16 protein-coding genes are annotated in these 17,846 nt (G+C 71.1%); 10 read left to right on the top strand and 6 right to left on the bottom strand.

Annotation, left to right across the window (positions count from 1 at the left end):
* The first annotated feature begins 16 nt into the window (after positions 1-16).
* The 5 genes from OO69_RS04870 (at position 17) to OO69_RS04850 (ending at position 5,941) form a co-directional block, all read left to right on the top strand.
* The gene (locus tag OO69_RS04870; protein ID WP_033279125.1) at positions 17-1,246 is read left to right on the top strand and encodes an NAD(P)/FAD-dependent oxidoreductase; all 1,230 of its coding nucleotides are present in this window, start codon (positions 17-19) and stop codon (positions 1,244-1,246) included.
* A gap of 91 nt (positions 1,247-1,337) precedes the next feature.
* On the top strand, positions 1,338-2,507 hold the full coding sequence (locus OO69_RS04865; RefSeq protein ID WP_033279124.1) for a low temperature requirement protein A: 1,170 nt from the start codon (positions 1,338-1,340) through the stop codon (positions 2,505-2,507).
* Positions 2,508-2,628: 121 nt separating this feature from the next.
* Positions 2,629-3,828: an MFS transporter gene (locus tag OO69_RS04860; RefSeq protein ID WP_033279123.1), complete on the top strand. Its 1,200-nt coding sequence runs from the start codon at positions 2,629-2,631 to the stop codon at positions 3,826-3,828.
* Between the two features lie 13 nt (positions 3,829-3,841).
* Positions 3,842-4,216 carry an ester cyclase gene (locus OO69_RS04855; protein WP_019060084.1) on the top strand — a complete coding sequence of 125 codons (375 nt, stop codon included), beginning with the start codon at positions 3,842-3,844 and terminating at the stop codon, positions 4,214-4,216.
* Between the two features lie 93 nt (positions 4,217-4,309).
* Positions 4,310-5,941, top strand: coding sequence for an FAD-binding oxidoreductase (locus OO69_RS04850; RefSeq protein WP_033279122.1), 1,632 nt, complete (start codon positions 4,310-4,312; stop codon positions 5,939-5,941).
* Positions 5,942-6,009: 68 nt separating this feature from the next.
* Here the strand turns inward: OO69_RS04850 and OO69_RS04845 are convergent, their stop codons facing one another.
* The 6 genes from OO69_RS04845 to OO69_RS04820 are packed head-to-tail and all read right to left on the bottom strand — an operon-like array spanning position 6,010 to position 10,667.
* Entirely contained in the window at positions 6,010-6,843 is an 834-nt protein-coding gene (locus OO69_RS04845) for an SDR family NAD(P)-dependent oxidoreductase (protein ID WP_033279121.1), read from the bottom strand.
* 17 nt (positions 6,844-6,860) lie between these two features.
* On the bottom strand, positions 6,861-7,310 hold the full coding sequence (locus OO69_RS04840; protein ID WP_033279120.1) for a VOC family protein: 450 nt from the start codon (positions 7,308-7,310) through the stop codon (positions 6,861-6,863).
* Between the two features lie 5 nt (positions 7,311-7,315).
* Positions 7,316-7,687, bottom strand: coding sequence for a nuclear transport factor 2 family protein (locus OO69_RS04835; protein ID WP_019060080.1), 372 nt, complete (start codon positions 7,685-7,687; stop codon positions 7,316-7,318).
* Positions 7,688-7,728: 41 nt separating this feature from the next.
* Positions 7,729-8,547: an ester cyclase gene (locus tag OO69_RS04830; protein WP_033279119.1), complete on the bottom strand. Its 819-nt coding sequence runs from the start codon at positions 8,545-8,547 to the stop codon at positions 7,729-7,731.
* A gap of 10 nt (positions 8,548-8,557) precedes the next feature.
* The gene (locus OO69_RS04825) at positions 8,558-10,228 is read right to left on the bottom strand and encodes a GMC family oxidoreductase (protein ID WP_033279118.1); all 1,671 of its coding nucleotides are present in this window, start codon (positions 10,226-10,228) and stop codon (positions 8,558-8,560) included.
* Between the two features lie 25 nt (positions 10,229-10,253).
* The gene (locus OO69_RS04820) at positions 10,254-10,667 is read right to left on the bottom strand and encodes a hypothetical protein (RefSeq protein ID WP_033279117.1); all 414 of its coding nucleotides are present in this window, start codon (positions 10,665-10,667) and stop codon (positions 10,254-10,256) included.
* Between the two features lie 318 nt (positions 10,668-10,985).
* On the opposite strand from OO69_RS04820, the gene OO69_RS04815 reads away from it, so the two are divergent.
* Genes OO69_RS04815 through OO69_RS04795 form a run of 5 tightly spaced genes read left to right on the top strand, consistent with a single transcriptional unit; the run spans position 10,986 to position 17,577 of the window.
* Positions 10,986-11,825 (top strand): type 1 glutamine amidotransferase domain-containing protein, encoded by an 840-nt coding sequence (locus OO69_RS04815; RefSeq protein WP_033279116.1) that lies wholly within the window; start codon positions 10,986-10,988, stop codon positions 11,823-11,825.
* Positions 11,826-11,867: 42 nt separating this feature from the next.
* Positions 11,868-13,544: a thiamine pyrophosphate-binding protein gene (locus OO69_RS04810; RefSeq protein ID WP_033279115.1), complete on the top strand. Its 1,677-nt coding sequence runs from the start codon at positions 11,868-11,870 to the stop codon at positions 13,542-13,544.
* Between the two features lie 5 nt (positions 13,545-13,549).
* Positions 13,550-14,143 carry a DJ-1/PfpI family protein gene (locus OO69_RS04805; protein WP_033279114.1) on the top strand — a complete coding sequence of 198 codons (594 nt, stop codon included), beginning with the start codon at positions 13,550-13,552 and terminating at the stop codon, positions 14,141-14,143.
* A gap of 27 nt (positions 14,144-14,170) precedes the next feature.
* On the top strand, positions 14,171-16,159 hold the full coding sequence (locus tag OO69_RS04800) for an alpha-1,4-glucan--maltose-1-phosphate maltosyltransferase (RefSeq protein WP_106970962.1): 1,989 nt from the start codon (positions 14,171-14,173) through the stop codon (positions 16,157-16,159).
* Positions 16,156-17,577, top strand: a complete 1,422-nt coding sequence (locus tag OO69_RS04795; protein ID WP_033279113.1) for a maltokinase N-terminal cap-like domain-containing protein — start codon at positions 16,156-16,158, stop codon at positions 17,575-17,577. The genes OO69_RS04800 and OO69_RS04795 overlap by 4 nt, the downstream gene beginning before the upstream one ends.
* Positions 17,578-17,846 lie beyond the last annotated feature (269 nt).

The following is a 17,846-nucleotide window of genomic DNA, read 5'->3' as shown; positions in this document are numbered from 1 at the left end:
GCGAAGGCACCAGCCCATGACCCGCCCGGAACGCCAAGTCGACGTCCTCGTCGTCGGCGCCGGCCCCGCAGGGCTCGCCGCAGCCGCACGCCTCGCCGCCGCCGGAGTCGCCCGCGTCGAAGTCCTGGACCGGGAACAGCAGGCCGGGGGAGTGCCCCGGTACTGCCACCACGGCGGCTTCGGCACCTGGACGCGTCCGCTCACCGGGCCCGCGTACGCCCGCCTGATCCTGGGCGCCGCCGTGCGTGCCGGAGCCTTCGTCCGTACCGGGATCACCGCTCTCGACTGGGCGGGGCCGTTGGCCCTGAACACCGTTGGCCCGCAAGGGCCGGAGACCATCCGCGCGGCAGCCGTCGTCCTCGCCACCGGTGCCCGCGAACGGCCGCGCGCGGCCCGGCTGGTGCCGGGGACCCGCCCCAACGGGGTGTACACCACAGGGGAGTTGCAGCAGGCGGCGCATTTGTACGGGCAGCGGATCGGTAATCGGGCCGTCATCGTCGGTGCCGAGGACGTGTCCTACTCCGCCGCCGACACCGCCCGCGCCGCCGGAGCCCAGGTCGTCGCCGTGGTCACCGAGTTGGACCGTTCCCAGGCGACCATCGCCCGCACCCACAACGCCCGCCTCCGCCACGGCATCCCCCTCCTCACCGACACCACGGTCACCGAACTCCTCGGCCACGGACGGCTGTCCGGCGTTCGCGTCCGGCACCGGGACGGCCGTACTGCCCAACTGGCCTGTGACACGGTCGTGTTCACCGGTGACTTCGTGCCCGATCACGAACTCGCCCGGCGGGGCCGTCTCGACCTGGACCCCGGCACCCGGGGCCCCGCCGTCGACGGAGCCCTGCACACCTCCAGGCCCGGTGTGTTCGCCGCAGGCAGTGTGCTGCACCCCGTGGAGAGCGCGGCCACCGCCGTCCGCGACGGCGCTCATGTCGCCGCCGGTGTCCTGGAGTTGCTCGACGGCGGCGGGTGGTCCCGCCCTGGAGTTCCCCTACTCGTCATACCGCCCCTGCGGTGGATCGCCCCGAACCGGGTCGCCCCGGGCGACGACCACCCGTACGTCCTGCGCACCTCGACCCTGCTGAACCGGCCGGTCCTGCAAGTCGTCCAGGACGGGCGGCTGTTGCACAAGGAGTGGCTGGGGACGGCCGTGCCGAACCGCACGTTGACCCTGTCGGCGGAATGGAACCGGCTCGTCGACGTGACGGGCGGGCCGGTGCGGGTGACGCTCGCCGAGCGCTGAAGTTCGGACAGCCGGGCGGTCAACTTGCCGCAATAGGTGGCGACTTCGCGCATTCCGTGTTCGCCGCTCCCTCCCGTGTCCCGATACGACGATGACCGACGCAACCGCGACAACGACCGTCCCGGCCGTTCAGGTGCGTGACCGGGCCACCTGGGCGGAGCTCTTCTTCGATCTGGTCCTCGCGTTCGGCGTGGGCCAGGTCGCGCACCTGCTCGCCGGGCACGCCACCTGGCCCGTGCTGGGACAGTGTCTGCTCGTGCTCGTCCCGCTGTGGTGGGCCTGGGTGGACGTCGTCATGGCGATGAACGCCGTGCACGAGACCAGTCTCCAGCGGGTGTTCCTGATGCTGACCGCACTCGCCGTCTACGGCATGGCAGTTGCCGCCCCGCAGGCCCTGAACAACCGGGAACAGGCCCTGCTGTACGCGGGCAGCTACCTCGCCCTGCGCCTGCTCATCGGCGAGGCCATCCGCAGGGAGTGCGCGCTCTACACCATCCACCCCTACCGGGCCGGACTCGCCTTCGCGCTCGTGCTGTTCGGCGCCGCCACGCTCCCCGCCCCCTGGCGCGAGGTGTGCTGGGCGGTCGCCGTGGTCGCCGAGCTGGCGGCGCCCGTCCTGCTCAGCGGCCATCTGCGGCGGCTGGCCTTCGGGGTCAACCATCTCCCGGAAAGGTTCGGCCTGTTCATCATCATCGCCCTCGGCGAGAACATCTTCTCCGTGGGCGCCGGAATCGCCAAGGGACCGCTCGACCCGGTCAGCCTGACCGCGCTCGTCCTCGCCTTCCTCATCGGGTGCGCCCTGTGGTGGCTCTACTTCCACCTCGTCGCCTCGGCCGTCGCCCACGCCCTGCGCACCCACCCCACCCCCGCGATCGTCGTCCGGGACGTCCTCAGTTACGGCCATCTCGTCCTGGTCGCCGGGCTGTTGCTGGTCTCCGTCGGCGCCGTACGCACCGTCCACGACCCGCTGCGGATCCCGCACTCCGGTGCCGCCGGACTGCTGCCGGTCGGTGCCGCCCTGATCCTGCTCACGTTCTGTTACACGCGCCGCCGGATGTTCGGCGCCGCGTCCGCCACCCGTTTCTACTGCGGCCTCGTGCTGCTGGCCGCCGCCGCCGTGGCACCGCTGGTGCCTGCCCTCGCCGTGCTGGCCCTGACCGCTCTGCTGCTCCTGCTGGTCAACGCCGTGGAGCACTGGCTGATCAGCTCCGGCCGGAGCGTGCCGCTGGTGCTGCGCTCACGCGCCTTCGGCACGACCTGACGTAGTGCGGGGACGGACCTCGGGCAGTGCCGGGGTCCGTCTCGCGGCGCGCGCGAGGGTCCGCGGGCCGCTCCTACGGTCACCGTATGCACCTTTCCCGTTCGGAAGAGGAGGTGGCGTGATGCCGTCCCGCAACAACGCCTTACCGGCCTTGCTGTCACTCTCACTGGGCTACTTCAGCCTGGGGACGATCTCGCTGGCGGTCGTCGGCCTGAACGGTCCGATCGGGGACGATCTGCACGTCGAACCCGCCTCGGTGGGCATACTCGTCACCGTCTTCGCGCTCACCTTCGCGGTCTTCGCGCCCTCGGCCCCCATCCTGCTGCGCCGCTGGAACCGCAAGCGCGTCCTCCTCGTCGGCATCGGGCTGCTCACCGTGGGCGCCGCGCTCGGAGCCGTGGCGCCCAACTACGGCTTCCTGACGGCCACTCGGGTCCTCGCGGCGATGGGCGCCGCCGTCTTCGGACCCGGCGCCTCGGCGGCCGGCGCGCTCATCGTCCCGGCGGAGCGCCGGCAGCGGGCCCTCGCCACCGTCTTCGGCGGGATGACTGCGGCAGCTGTACTCGGTGTGCCGCTGGCCTCGTTCCTGGGCGGCAGCCTCGGGTGGCGTCCGGCGCTGCTCGGTGTGGCCGTACTCTCCGCGGTCGCCTTCGTGACGGTGTTCGTGTTCGTCCCCGAGATCCCGGCCGGCGAACCGCCCACCGTGCAGGCCTACCGGGGCGCGCTGCACACCCCCGCCACCGTGGCCACGGTCTCGACGACCCTGCTGTTCATGGCCGCCCAGTTCACGGTCTACGGCATCGCGGGCGCCTATCTGAAGGACCGCTTCGACGCCTCGTCCGGACTGATCTCGGTGACCCTGCTCGCCTTCGGTGTGATCGGTGTCGCGGGCAACGCGTCCGCGCCGCGGATCGCCGAACGGCTGGGCGGCGAACGGACGGTGGGCCTCGCCGTCATCGGACTCGCCCTGGGATTCGCCCTGTTGCCGGTCGCCCCGCACTCCACCGCCGGGCTCGAGTTCTTCGCGTTCTGGGCCTTCTTCAGCCAGCTCTACCAGGCCCCGCAGCAGGCCCGACTGGTCGAACTGGTGCCGCTGCAGCCGGGGTTGATCCTCGCGCTGAACGCCGCCGCGCTCTACCTCGGGATGAGCCTCGGCAGCTTCATCGGCAGCTCCCTGCTGCCAGGTGTGGGCGCGGGCCCCATCCCGGCCGCCGCCCTGGGAGTCCTCGTCCTCGCCGCGCTGGCCCATCTGCTGTCCGTCCGGCAGGCGTCGGCGGCCAAGGTCGCCGAGCAGTCCGCCACACCTGTACACATCAGTTAGCCAAGGAGAACTCATGAGCAGCCACCAGGTGCACTTCGTGCGCGACTACCTGGAGACCGTCTGGAACCAGGGGCAGACCGACCTGGCCGACAAGTACCTGGCCGCGGACCTCATCCAGCACAACCCGAACCTGCCCGACGGCCGCAAGCCGCTGGTGGAGTTCATCGAGGGCTTCCGCAAGCAGCTCCCCGAGGCACGGTTCGAGATCAAGCGCGCGGCGGGCTCCGGGGACCTGGTCTTCGTGCACACCCACTTCCGCGCCACGTCGACGGACCGGGGCTCGGCCGTCGTGGAGATCTTCCGGCTCGAGAACGACCTGATCGCCGAGCACTGGGACGTCCGCGACGAGATCCCGGAGACCACGGTCAGCGGACACGACGTCGTCTGACGCCGGTCCACCTCAACTCCTGCCGCCCAGAAGGCTCCTGGCCTCCTGGGCGGCAGTTTTTTCACGGAAGAATCACGGAAGAAGGAGACAGCAGTGACACGACGACAACCCGACTCACGCCCCGCCGCCGGCCTCACCCGGCGCGGACTCCTCGGCACCGCGACCGCCGTAGGCATCGGCGCGACCGTCGCCCCCGGCCGCGCCTTCGCCGCCGACGCCACGGTCACGGACACCACCACCCCCGCCGTCGTCACCGTCGGCGCCTCGGACACCCGCTATCTCGACCTCACATCCCGCGGCTACAACGCGAGATTCGTCGCCGCCCCCGACTCGATACGCCTCGTCCACACCACCGCGCAGGTGGTGTCCGTCGTCCAAGAGGCGGTCGACGCGGGCAAACGCATCGGCGTGCGCGGCGGCGGGCACTGCCTCGACTCACTCGTCGACGACCCGGACGTACGGATACTCGTCGACATGTCGGAGATGGACGCGGTCCACTACGACCCCACCCGCCGCGCCTTCCTCGTCGAGGGCGGCGCCACCCTCGGCCACGTCTACCGCACCCTGTACCTGGAGTGGGGCGTGTCCCTGCCCGGCGGGACCTGTCCGACCGTGGGCGTCGGCGGTCACGTCACGGGCGGCGGCTACGGCGCGATGTGCCGCCAGTACGGTGCCGTCGTCGACCACCTCTACGCCGTCGAGGTCGTCGTGGTCGACGCCTCCGGCACCGCCCGTGCCGTGGTCGCCACCCGCGAGGCCGACGACCCGCACCGCGACCTGTGGTGGGCCCACACGGGCGGCGGCGGAGGCACGTTCGGCATCGTCACCCGCTACTGGTTCCGCGCCCCCGACGCCACCGGCACCGACCCCTCGACTCTCCTGCCCAGACCGCCCAAGACCCTGCTGAAGTCGACGGTCGCCATCAAGTGGACCGACCTCACGGAGGCCGCCTTCACCGCCCTGATCGCGAACCACGGCACCTGGCACGCCCGCAACAGCGTCGCCGGCTCCTCCTACGACAGCCTCCACAGCGTCCTCATCCTCTACAACCGCATCCAGGGCAGCCTCGTCCTCAACACCCAGATAGACGGCACCCGTTCGGACGCCTCGGCCCTCCTCGACGCGTACGTCGCCGCGGTGACCGGCGGTATCGGAGTGCCGTACACGGATGCCCGCTCCTCCTGGCCCTGGCTGAAGACCACCCTCAAGGACCCTTACGACACCGGGCTTTACAACCGCACGAAGTCCAAGGGCGCCTATCTGCGCCAGGGTTGGTCCGCCGCGCAGGCGAAGACGCTCTACGGCTACCTCTCCGACGCCGCCTACGACGGGCACGCCGGCATCCTGCTCTACTCCTACGGCGGCAAGGTCAACACCGTGTCGTCCACGGCGACCGCGCTGGCCCAGCGGGATTCCGTCCTGAAGGCCAACTTCACTACGTACTGGCCGGATCCGACGCAGGACGACCGGCACGTCGCCTGGATGCGCGCCCTGTACCGGGACCTCTACGCGGACACCGGCGGGGTCCCGGTGCCGAACGACACGAACGACGGGTCGTACATCAACTACCCCGACACCGACCTCACCGACCCGGCCTGGAACACCTCGGGCGTGCCCTGGCAGACCCTGTACTTCAAGGGCAACCTCGCCAAGTTGCGCCAGGTGAAGGCCACTTGGGACCCGGGCAACGTGTTCCACCACAAGCTGTCCGTCACCGCGAGCTAGCATCCGCACACCACGAAGCCCCCGCCTCGCGTGCACGAGGCGGGGGCTCGGTGTTACCCGGCGCGGGGTCAGACCAGGTCGGCCGGGAAGCTCACCCCGGTCAGCGACTCGCTCAGGGCGCGCAGCCGGGCCCGGTCGCGCTCGTCGTAGGCCTGGGCGCCCGCGCGGGAGCGCTGGGTGCGGTTGAAGTAGGCGCCCGTGACGTCGTCGAGGGACGGGTCGGTGATCATGCGCAGGGTGCTGCGCACACCCTCCTCGACCGTGGACTGCGGGGTGAAGAGGTTCACCACCATCTTCGTCGGCATGTACGACGCCGGGTGCAGGGCGTTGGCCGTCACCCCGGTGCCGCGCAGCCGCTCGGCCAGGTCGAAGGTCAGGCTGATCTGGGCGAGCTTGGCCTGGCAGTAGGCCTGCACCCCGTCCCAGTTCCGCTCCAGCATCACGTCACGGAAGTTGATCGGCGCCTGGCCCGCGGAGCTGACGTTGACGATACGGGCCGGGGCCGAGCGCACCAGCAGCGGCGCGAGCCGACAGCTGAGCATGTAGGCCGCCAAGTAGTCGACCTGGAAGGTGAGTTCCAGGCCGTCCTGGCTCTCCTGGCGGGCCAGCTCGACGCCGATGCCGGCGTTGTTCACCAGCGCGTCGAGCCGGTCGTGGGTGGAGAGGACGCGGTCGGCGAGCTTGCGGATGTCCTCCAGCGAGGAGAAGTCGGCCAGCTCGTAGCTGAGCTTGTCGTTGCCGGTGGTCGCGCGCAGTTCCGCCAGCAGCTCGGCGCCCTTGGCCGGGTTGCGGCCGTGCAGGATCAACGACGCCCCCTGCGCGGCGAGTTCACGGGCCAGCTCGCGGCCCATGCCGTCGGTGGCGCCGGTGAGGAGGATGGTCTGGTCGGGGACGGGCCTCATGGTGGGGGACTCTCCTGTCAGGCGTACGTGGCCAGTTCGTCGGTGGACTGATCGGTGTATCCCTGGCTGACCTCGATCACGATGCCGTCCGGGTCGGACACCCACACCGTCTTCCAGCCTGGGATGAACGCGTCGAAGGTCAACGGGCCGAGCAGCGGCGCCAGTTCGCCCCCGGCGGCGGCGAGGAACGTGTCCACGTCGTCGACCTGGAACGCGAGATGGCGTGCCGTGCCGGGGTTGTCCGGGCCGTCCTTCGCCGTGGTGAACAGGGCGTCCGCGTCGGTCGCGAACAGCTCCAGATAGACGGGGCCGTTGCGCAGGAACACCACGCGGACCCCGTCGGCCTCCACCACCCGGGCCCGGGCGAACCCGAAGTGCCGGGTGTAGAAGTCCTCCGTGGCCTTCTGGTCACTGCAGTTGAGGCCGACGTGCGACCAGCGCAGGCCGGCCTGGGCAGCGGTCGTCATCGCCGTCACGTCCCGGTGACCGCGGCGAACGGCACGCTGTCGTGGAAGTTCGCGAAGTAGGTGATGAGGCCGCCGGTGACGCGGAAGTAGTTGCACACCTTGGCCTCGACGGTGATGCCGTCGTGGGTGCGGCCGGTGATGTCGGAGACCACCGCGGCCTGCTCGCCGTCGACGACCACGTGCCGGGGGACGTTGGCGAAGGAGGCGTACATCTCCGGGAAGCCCTTCATCATCTCCCGGAGGGTCTCGCGGCCCTCGACGTGTCCGGCGAGCTGTTCGTCCATGGTCTGGTCGGCCGCGAACAGGTCGCACCAGGCGTCCCACTCGCCGGAGTTGGCCAGCCGGTAGTACGTGTCGACCACTTCTCGGGTGTCCATGCGCCCGTCCTTTCTGTGGCTGTTCCGGGGTACGGGATCGATCAGGGGAGCGGGACGCCGACCTGGCGCATCAGACCGGCGGTGTCGGCCTGCACCCAGCGTTCGACGACCTTGCCGTCCTCCAGGCGGTAGACCTCGAGGCTGGTCCAGGAGACCTCCTTGCCGGTCGGCTCCTGGCCGAAGAACGGCGCGATGTGCTTGCCGTGGAAGGTGATGTGCATGATCACCTTGTCGGGCGAGGCCGGGTACAGCGCGTCGAGGTGCACGGAGAAGTCGAGCCCGTCGTACGCGCCCTGAATGATCCCCTTCAGCTCCGCCAGGCTCTCGCAGCTCCACGCCGGGTTGTTGTCGTGGAACGTCGGGCCGAACAAGTCGTCGAGGTCGTCCAGGCGGCGGTGGTTGACGGCGTCGCTGACCTGCTGGACGACGGCCAGGTTCGACGCGTCCGAGGAGATCTGCTCGCGCAGGCCGAGCATGTCGTCCTGCGCCCAGCGCTCCACGAACAGGCCGTCCGCGACCCGCCAGATCTCGGTGGTGGACCACTCCACCTTGCGGCCCGTGGCCGGGAAGCCGAGCAGCGGCGCGAGATGCGTGCCGGTCAGCTTGACCCGGGTCAGCACCCGGTCCTCGCCGAGCGCCGACAGTTCGTCCAACTCGCCCTTCAGATCAAGGGAGTTGTACGCCCCGCGCAGCGCCTCCAGGTAGGAGTCGATGCCGGTGATGTCGAAGCCGGGGTGGTGGTCGGTGAAGCCGGCGGCGATGACCCGGGGGATCTCCGCCAGGTCGCCGGAGTTGAACGCGTCGAGGAAGCGCCGGTACAGCGCCAGGTTCTCCTGCTGGGTCTGGTCGAGGTCGGACATGCTGCATCCCCTAGCTCAAGTGGACGTCGGACAGGGACGGTTGGGAGAGAGACGGCACGGACTCCGAAGAAGACGGCACGGACTCCGAAGAGGCGGACCGGGAGGGGGCGGCGGCCTCGCGGACGAACGCCGCCGCGCGCTCGCCGATCATGACGCTGGGCGCGTGCGTGTTGCCCGCGGTGATCGACGGCATCACCGACGCGTCCGCGATCCGCAGCCCCGCGATGCCGTGCACGCGCAGCTCCGGGTCCGTGACGGCGCCCGCGCCCGTGCCCATCCGGCAGGTACCGGCCGGGTGCCACAGGGTGGTCGCGTTGGCGGCGATGTACCGGCGCAGTTCCTCGGGCCCGGTGATGTCCTTGCCGGGGCCCAACTCGTCGCCGCGGAACGGGTCGAAGGCCCGGGTGGCGGCCAACTCGCGGGCCAGTTGCACCCCGTGGACCAGGACGTCGAGGTCGGCCGTGGAGGTGAGGTAGCCCGCGCTGACGACGGTGTTGGACTCCGGGCTGCTGTCGCGCAGCCGTATCCGGCCCCGGCTCTGCGGCCGCAGCGCGATCGGCGCGAAGGTGAAGCCGGGGCCCTCCCACTGGTCGGCGGGGGCGTCGGCAGGTAGGAACTTGATGGGGCCGAAGGTGAATTGAAGGTCGGGGGCGTCCTCCGGACCCGCCTCGCGGGTGTGGGTGAACAGCCCGGCCTCGGACAGCAGTGCCCCGTCCGGGTGCTCCTGGAGGGACTGGTAGCAGATCGGCACGAACAGGTGATCCTGGAGTCCGGCGCCGACGCCCGGCAGGTCCTGGACGCAGCGGATGCCGTGCTCCCGCAGGTGCGCGGCCGGGCCGATCCCGGACAGCATGAGCAGCTTCGGTGTCTCGAACGCCCCGGCGGACACGATGACTTCACCCTCGGCGCGCAACTGCCGCCGTTCGCCGTCCTGGACGTACTCGATGCCCGTGACCCGGGTCCCGTCCAGCAGCAGCCGGGTGACCAGGGTGTCGGTGAGCACGGTCAGGTTGGAACGGTCCAGGGACGGGCGCAGATAGGCGTCGGCGGTGCTGCACCGGTGGCCCGCGTCGTCGCGGAACGTCTGGTACAGGAAGCCGAAGCCCTCCTGCCGGGCGCCGTTGTAGTCCCCGTCGGTGTCCGTGGCGTAGCCGAGCTCACCGGCGCCCGCCACGAACGCCCGCGCGATCGGCGCGGGCCGGTCGAGCTGCCGTACCCGGACGGGACCGCCCACGCCGTGGAACGCGTCGGCGCCGCCCGAGAAGTCCTCGGCCTGCCGGAAGAACGGCAGGACGTCGTCGTAGGACCAACCGGTGGCGCCCTCGGCGACCCAGCGGGTGTAGTCGTGGCGGCTGCCGCGTACCCACATCAGGGCGTTGACGGAACTGCAGCCGCCGACGACCTTGCCACGGGCCACGGGGACACGGCGGCCCTCCATGCCCGCCTCGGACTCGGTGACGTAGCCCCAGTCGATCTCGCTCCGCCACTCGGCGGTGAGCAGCGAGAGGACCGAGGCCGCGTCGGCCCGGTGGATCTCGGGGCGCTCGTCCCAGCCGCCCGCCTCCAGCAGGACCACGCTCACGGACGGGTCCTCGCTCAGCCGGGCCGCGACCGCGCAGCCGGCCGAGCCGGCGCCCACCACGATGTAATCGGCCCCTGAGGGCACCGACTTCGACGGCATGTCAGCCTCCAAAAGGTGACGGGAATCAGATCGCGGCCGGCTCGCCGACCCGGTAGTCGACGATCAGCGGACGGGAACCCGGTGTGGACCGTTCCAACTGCCACTTCTGGTTGATCCGGAAGGACGAGACGGTGCCGTCCGCCGACGACTTGGCGGTCCACACCACCGTGACGTCGACGTCGATACGGGTGCCGTCCTCGTGGGAGGCGACCGCCTCCACGGTGTGGCTCTGGTCGGTGTAGGCCTCGCCGACGGCCGTGTACCAGTCGAGGAAGTCCGCGTGGCTGTACAGGGTCCGCTCCGGGAAGGCCATCACCAGGCCCTCGTCGGCGACGAAGGGCAGCAGCTCCTCGACCGGCGCGTGCTCGCTCAGCAGGTCGTACCAGCGCTGCACGAACGCGGCGATCTCCCGGTCGGAGCCGGTCTGTTCGCTCGGCATGAAAGTCTCCGCTCGTCGGGGTTCCGCTCCCGGGGTCCGGAAGCGACACACGTCCGATCACCCCACAACCGCGCCCGCCCCGGCCGCCCGTGCGCGGGGACCGGCCGCACTGTGCGAAGTCGCCGCGAGAGCTGCGGCAACTCCCGCCGAACGCCCGTCAGTTCACAGGTCGAAGATCCATGGCCAGGACATGCCGTAGTGCGTTCGGCCACTTGAGGATGTGCCGCGACCCGGCCCCCGCCGACGACCGGCGCGAACTCCCCGGACGTACACAGGAATTCGCCAGTCGGCACCGTCCCGCCGAACGGGAGGAACCCCATGAGCAAGCGCATTCTGGTCGTCCTGTCCGAATACGGTTACTGGGGTGAGGAGTTGATCGGCCCCCTGGAGACCTTCGACCAGGCCGGCTACCACCTCACCTTCGCCACCGCGACCGGCAAGCGCCCGCACGCGCTGCCGCCGAGCATGGACCCCGAGTACGTCGACCCGCCGCTCGGCCGCTCTGTCACCACGCCCGAGATCGCGGCCAAGGTGCGGAAGGTCGAGGCCTCGGACCGGCTCGACAACCCCCTTGACCTGTCGTCCTGGCTGCCCGACCGGCCCTACCGGTCCAAGCCGTACTTCCTGCGCGACTGGGAGGCCTACAACACCCGCCTGGAGCAGGTGCGTTCACAGATCGCCGACCGCTACGACGCGCTGCTGATCGTCGGCGGCAGCGGACCGATCGTCGACCTCGCCAACAACTGGCGGGTCCACGACCTGATCCTCGCCTTCCACGCGCTGGACCGGCCGATCGCCGCCGAGTGCTACGGCGTCGCCTGCCTCGCCTTCGCCCGCGACCAGGAGACCCGGGTCTCCCTCATCCGCGGCAAGCACGTCACCGGCCACTGCATCGAGTACGACTACAAGGACGGCACCGGCTTCCTCGGCACCGACTTCGTGATGGGACCGCCCCCGTACCCGCTGGAGTACATCCTGCGCGACGCCACCGCACCCGGCGGCGCCTACCACGGCAACTTCGGCAAGACGACCTCCGTCATCGTCGACTACCCGTTCATCACGGGCCGTTCGACGCCCGACTCCTACCTGACCGGTCAGAAGACCGTCGAGGTCCTCGAAGAGGGCCTGCGGCAGTGGGGGTTCACGGCGACCGACTGAGGCCGCCCGACGCCCTTTGCTCCGACGAGAGGTGAGCACACGATGGACAGCAGGCCCGCGCGGATCGCGCTGCTCGAACAACTGCAGGCCGAAGGGGTCCGGTTCATGTTCGGCAACCCCGGCACGGTCGAGCAGGGGTTCCTCGACGAACTGCGCTCCTTCCCCTCGATCCAGTACATCCTGGCCCTGCAGGAGTGCACGGCCGTCGGCATGGCGGACGGCTACGCACGCGCCACCCGCACCCCCGCGGTCCTGCAACTCCACTCCGGAGTCGGGCTCGGCAACGGCATCGGCATGCTCTACCAGGCGATGCGCGGCCACGCCCCGATCGTCACCCTGGTCGGCGAGTCCGGACTGCGCTACGACAGCATGGACGCGCAGATGGCCGCCGACCTGGTCGGCATGGCCAAACCGGTGACCAAGTGGGCCACCCGCGTGGTCGATCCCGACTCCACGCTGCGCGTCCTGCGCCGCGCCTTCAAGGTCGCCGCGACCCCGCCCTACGGTCCGGTGCTGGTCGTGCTGCCCGCCGACGTCATGGATCACGAGACCGCCGAACCGGTGGCGCCCGTGTCCTACCCGGAGACCCGCAGCCTGCCGACCCCGGACACCGTGGCGAAGGCCGCGGCGCTGCTCGCCGACGCCCGCAAACCGATCGTCATCGCCGGTGACGGGGTCCACTTCGCGGGCGCCCAGGCCGAGTTGGGGCGGCTGGCCGAGGTGTGGGGCGCCGACGTGTACGGGGCGGACTGGGCCGAGGTCAACCTCTCCGTCGAACACCCCGCCTACGCGGGCCAGTTGGGCCACATGTTCGGCGAGCAGAGCCGGAAGATCACCGGTGCCGCCGACGGTGTCCTCGTCGTGGGCACCTACGCGCTGCCCGAGGTGTACCCGGCGCTCGACGGCGTCTTCGGGGCGGGCGTCCCGGTCGTGCACATCGACCTCGACTCCGGCGCGATCGCCAAGAACCACCCCGTCGACCTCGGCATCGTCGCCGACCCGAAGGCCACCCTCGGTCTCCTCGCGGACGCACTGGGCCGGGCGATGGGTCTCGGGCGGCGGACCGCGGCGGCCGAGCGGCTGCGCCGGCACGCCGCGCAGCGCTCGGCCGCCCTTGCCAAGGCGGACGAGCGGGCCGAGGCCGCGGCCGAGGCGGCGGAGCTGCCGACGATCGCCCTCGCCCAGGAGTTCGCCCGGCGGCTGCCCTCGGACGCGATCCTCTTCGACGAGGCGCTGACGGCGTCCCCGGCGCTCTTCCGCCGGCTCCCGGCGACCGTGCCGGGCCAGTGGATGCAGACCCGCGGCGGCTCCCTCGGCGTCGGCATCCCCGGCGCGCTGGGTGCCCAACTCGCCCACCCCGACCGCACGGTGGTCGGCTTCACCGGCGACGGCGGCAGCATGTACACCTTCCAGGCGCTGTGGACGGCGGCCCGCTACGGCCTGCCCACCAAGTTCGTCATCTGCAACAACGGCAGCTACAAACTCCTCGAGGACAACATCGAGGAGTACTGGCGGGAGCAGCACATCCCCGCCCACGAACAGCCCGAGATCTTCGACCTGAGCAGCCCGGCCGTCGACTTCGTCTCCCTCGCCGGCTCGCTCGGCGTGGCCGCCGTACGGGTCGAGAAGCCCGGACAGGCGGAGGAGGCGGTCGCGCAGGCGCTCGCGCACCGCGGGCCGTTCCTCATCGACCTGGTCACCGCGAAGGGGAAGGGGTAGCCGCCGTGCGACTGTCCGGTCACAAGATCGCCGTCCTGATGGAGAGCGACTTCTACGAGCCCGAGATCCTCTACTACCGCTACCGCTTCCCCGAGGAGGGAGCCGAGGTCCACTTCCTGTCCCGGCTGTGGGGCAACGAGCAGATGACCTTCCAGGGCCATGAGCACCGCATGCCCTTCGAGGTCACCGAGTCCTTCGAGGACCTCGACGAGTTCGCGCTGAAGGAGTACTCCGCGGTCATCGTCCCCTCCGGGATGGTCGCCGACCGGCTGCGCTTCACCGAGGACACCCAACTGCTGCCGCCCGCCTCGCAGTTCCTGCGCCGCGCGTTCGCCGACCCGGCGATCCTCAAGGGCATCATCTGCCACGGCATGTGGCTCGCCGCGCCCGTGCAGGGCCTGATGCAGGGCAGGCGCGCGGTGGTGCACAACAACCTGCTGGGCGATCTGCGGAACATGGGCGGCGAGTACGTCGACCAGGACGTCGTCATCCACGACGACCTGGTCACCGGCCGCACCGGCAACCACTGCCACCTCTTCGCACGGACCATCATCGACCTGCTCGCAGCCCGGACGCCGGCCCCGACCGGGCTGCGCTGACGGGATCCGAGCGGGGAGGAGTCCACCATGACACCGGTGACCGGGCGCATCCCCGTCCTCGACGTCCAACCACGCGTGCGGGACGGGGAGTTGCCCGCCAAGGCCGTGACGGGAGAACACGTCGACATCACGGCCACCGTCTTCCGCGAGGGCCACGGCGCCGTCGCCGCGGACGTCGTCCTGCACGATCCCGCGGGGCGCCCCGCCCACCGGGTCCCGATGACCCTCGTCGACGAGGACGCCGACCGCTGGCAGGCCACCGTGGTGCCCGACACGGAGGGTCCCTGGACCTTCCGCGTCGAGGCCTGGGCCGACCCGCTGGAGAGCTGGCGGCACGACGCCACACTGAAGATCGAGGCGGATGTCGACACCGAACTCACCCTGGCCGAGGGCGCGTTGCTGCACGAACGGGCGGCCCTCGGCATCACCGCATCGGACCGCCGGGAGGCGGTCACCGCGGCCGTGGCCGCGCTCCGCGACACCCTGGGCCCCCCTCCGGCCCGGCTGTCCGCCGTCACCACCCCCCGGGTGACGGCCGCCCTGGGGCGCTACGCGCTGCGTGACTTGGTCACCGCCTCCCGGCCCCTGCCCCTGCGCGTCGAACGCCGGCGCGCCCTCGTCGGCTCCTGGTACGAGCTGTTCCCGCGCTCGGAGGGAGCGGTGGTCCAGGCGGGCAGCCGCCCCATCGGCGGCACACTGCGGAGTGCCGCCGAGCGGCTGCCCGCCGTCGCCGCGATGGGCTTCGACGTCGTCTACCTCCCGCCCGTCCACCCGATCGGCACGACCCATCGCAAGGGCGCGAACAACACGCTCCACGCCGGCCCCGACGACGTCGGCTCACCCTGGGCCATCGGCTCCCGGCACGGCGGCCACGACGCGATCCACCCTGACCTCGGAACCGAGGACGACTTCCGCCATTTCATCGCCACAGCAAGGGAGTTGGGCATGGAAGTCGCCCTGGACTTCGCCCTCCAGTGCTCACCGGACCACCCCTGGCTCACCGAGCACCCCGAGTGGTTCCACCACCGCGCCGACGGCTCCATCGCGTACGCCGAGAACCCGCCGAAGACGTACGAGGACATCCACCAACTCGACTTCGACGGCGACCCGGAGGGCCTGTACGCCGAGGCGCTACGGATCGTGCGGCACTGGATGGACCTGGGCGTGCGGATCTTCCGGGTGGACAACCCGCACACCAAACCCGTGCAGTTCTGGGAGTGGTTGATCGCGGAGGTCAACTCCACCGACCCCGATGTGCTGTTCCTGGCCGAGGCGTTCACCCGCCGGGCCATGGTGCACGCGCTGGCGCAGGCCGGGTTCCAGCAGTCGTACACCTACTTCACCTGGAAGAACACCAAGGAGGAGCTGACCGACTACCTGCCCGAACTCGCCCTGGACAGTGCCGGGTTCCTGCGGCCCAACCTGTTCGTGAACACCCCCGACATCCTGCACGCCTACCTCCAGCACGGCGGCAGACCCGCCTTCGAGGTCCGGGCCGTGCTCGCCGCGACCGCCGCCCCGAGCTGGGGCGTCTACGCCGGCTACGAGCTGTGCGAGAACACCCCGCTGGCGGAGGGAACGGAGGACTACCTCGCCTCGGAGAAGTACCAACTCCGGCCCCGGGACTGGGCACTTGCCGAAGCCGAGGGCCGCACCATCACACCCCTGATCACCCTGCTCAACCGGCTCCGCCGACTGCACCCGGCCCTCCAGGAGTTGCGCAACCTGCGCCTCCAGAGCACCGACTCCGACCAGATCCTCGCCTACACCAAGAGCGTCGAACTCCCCGACGGTGGGACCGACTTGGTGCTCGTGATCGTCAACCTCGACCCGCACCACGCCCACGAGGCCACCGTCACCTGCGACCCGGCCGCCCTCGGCCTGCCCGCCGAGGGCACGCTCAAGCTGCGCGACGAACTCACCGGCGAGACCTACGCCTGGGGCGAGTCCACCTACGTACGCCTCGATCCGGCCCACCAGGTCGCGCACGTGCTCACACCCGCGGAGGGATCATGAGCGACGGCATCCTCGAACCCCTGCTCCCGGCCCTCGGCCCCTGGTTGGAGGGGCGCCGCTGGTTCGACGCCCGCTTCACCGGGGCCCGCCTCGAAACCCGCGCGGCCTCCGCGCTCGGCGACGAACCGCCCCTGCTGCTGCACGCCGTGGTCGCGGCCCGCCGCCCCGACGGCCAGACCCTGCACTACCAACTCCTGCTCGGCCTGCGGCCCGAGCTCCCCGGCCGCCTCGAACCCGCCGCGATCACCACCGTCCCGGCCGGCCCCTGGCAGGGCTGGCGGGTCTACGACGCCCTCGCCGACGGTGCCCTCCTCGGACTGCTGCTGCGCAAACTGGCGGGGGCCGGTGCGAGCCCCGGCCCCCGCCTGGAACGCACCGGCCGCTATCCGCTCCCCGTCGGCCTCGTGCCCCACCCGCTCGACGGCGAGATGAGCAACACGGCCGTGGCCTACGGCGGCCAGATCCTCCTCAAGATCTTCCGCCGCCCCGAACCCGGCCCGCACACCGAGGTCGAGGCCCTGCACGCCCTCACCCGGGAACACTGCGCCCGCACCCCCCGCCTCTACGGCGCCCTGCACAGCGACGCCCCCGGCGCGGAGGGCCTGGTGCTCGGCCTCGTCGAGGAGTTCCTGCCCGACGCCCGGGACGGCTGGGAGGAGGCGGTACGGCACGCGAGCGACTGCATGGACGACGCTGGCCGCGGCGTACCGGCCGGCGGCGGATTCACCCCGCACGCGCACAGCCTGGGCCGGGCCGTCGCCGAGGTGCACGGCGCGCTGGACAAGGCGTTCGGCCGCAGCCGGCTCACCGCCCAGGACGTGGCCGAGGAGGCGGCGGGCATGAACATGCGGCTGAAGGAGGCCGCCGAGGAGGTCCCGGCGCTGGCCCGCTACACCACCCGGATCGGCGCCCTCTTCGACGACTACGCCCGGATCGCCGGGCGCGGCAACCCCGTGTTCGCCCAGCGCACGCACGGCGATCTGCACCTGGGCCAGGCGCTGCGCACCGCCGACGGCTGGCGCATCGTCGACTTCGAGGGCGAGCCGGCCCGCACCGCCGCCGAACGCGCCCTGCCGCAACCGGTGTTGAGGGACGTCGCCGGCATGCTGCGCTCCTTCGACTACGCGGCCCGCACCGGCCTGGCGGGCCTGGAGTCAGCCGACGCCGAGGAGGCCTCGCCCGCGCGACGGCTGCGTAGGCGACGCCGGGCGTCCGCCTGGGCGGTGCGCAACCGGCGCGCGTTCGTCGAGGGCTACGCGGCGGCCGGCCGGGAGGACCCGCACTGTCAGCCCGTGGTGCTGCGCGCCTTCGAGGCGGACAAGGCCGTATACGAGGCCGTGTACGAGTCCCGGCTCCGCCCCGAGCGGCTGCCGATCCCGCTCGCCGCCGTGCACCGCTTGGCGAACACCTCTCGCTGACCCCGTGTTCAATTCCCGGTCACCCAACGGGAATTGAACACACGGGCCGAATAAGGAATTCCGTCGGAGCGTGCGGCGGAAATTCCGGAGGCGGAAAAGGGAGCGGAATTCCGGTGGCCTCCGGGCGATGACCGGTTGCGTCGTCCGCACCCGTCGAACGGAGACATGACGAACCCCCCGGCCCGGACACTCGTCCAGGCGGGGGGTTCGGAGGGCTCGGATCCGGCCGGAAACGGAACCGCGTCGCCTGCCCCATCGGGCCGTTCGAC

This window comes from Streptomyces sp. NRRL F-525 (assembly GCF_000716605.1).
GTDB lineage: Bacteria > Actinomycetota > Actinomycetes > Streptomycetales > Streptomycetaceae > Streptomyces.
The sequence above is the reverse complement of the archived record's forward strand: the minus strand, read 5'-3'. Positions and strand labels throughout refer to the sequence as shown.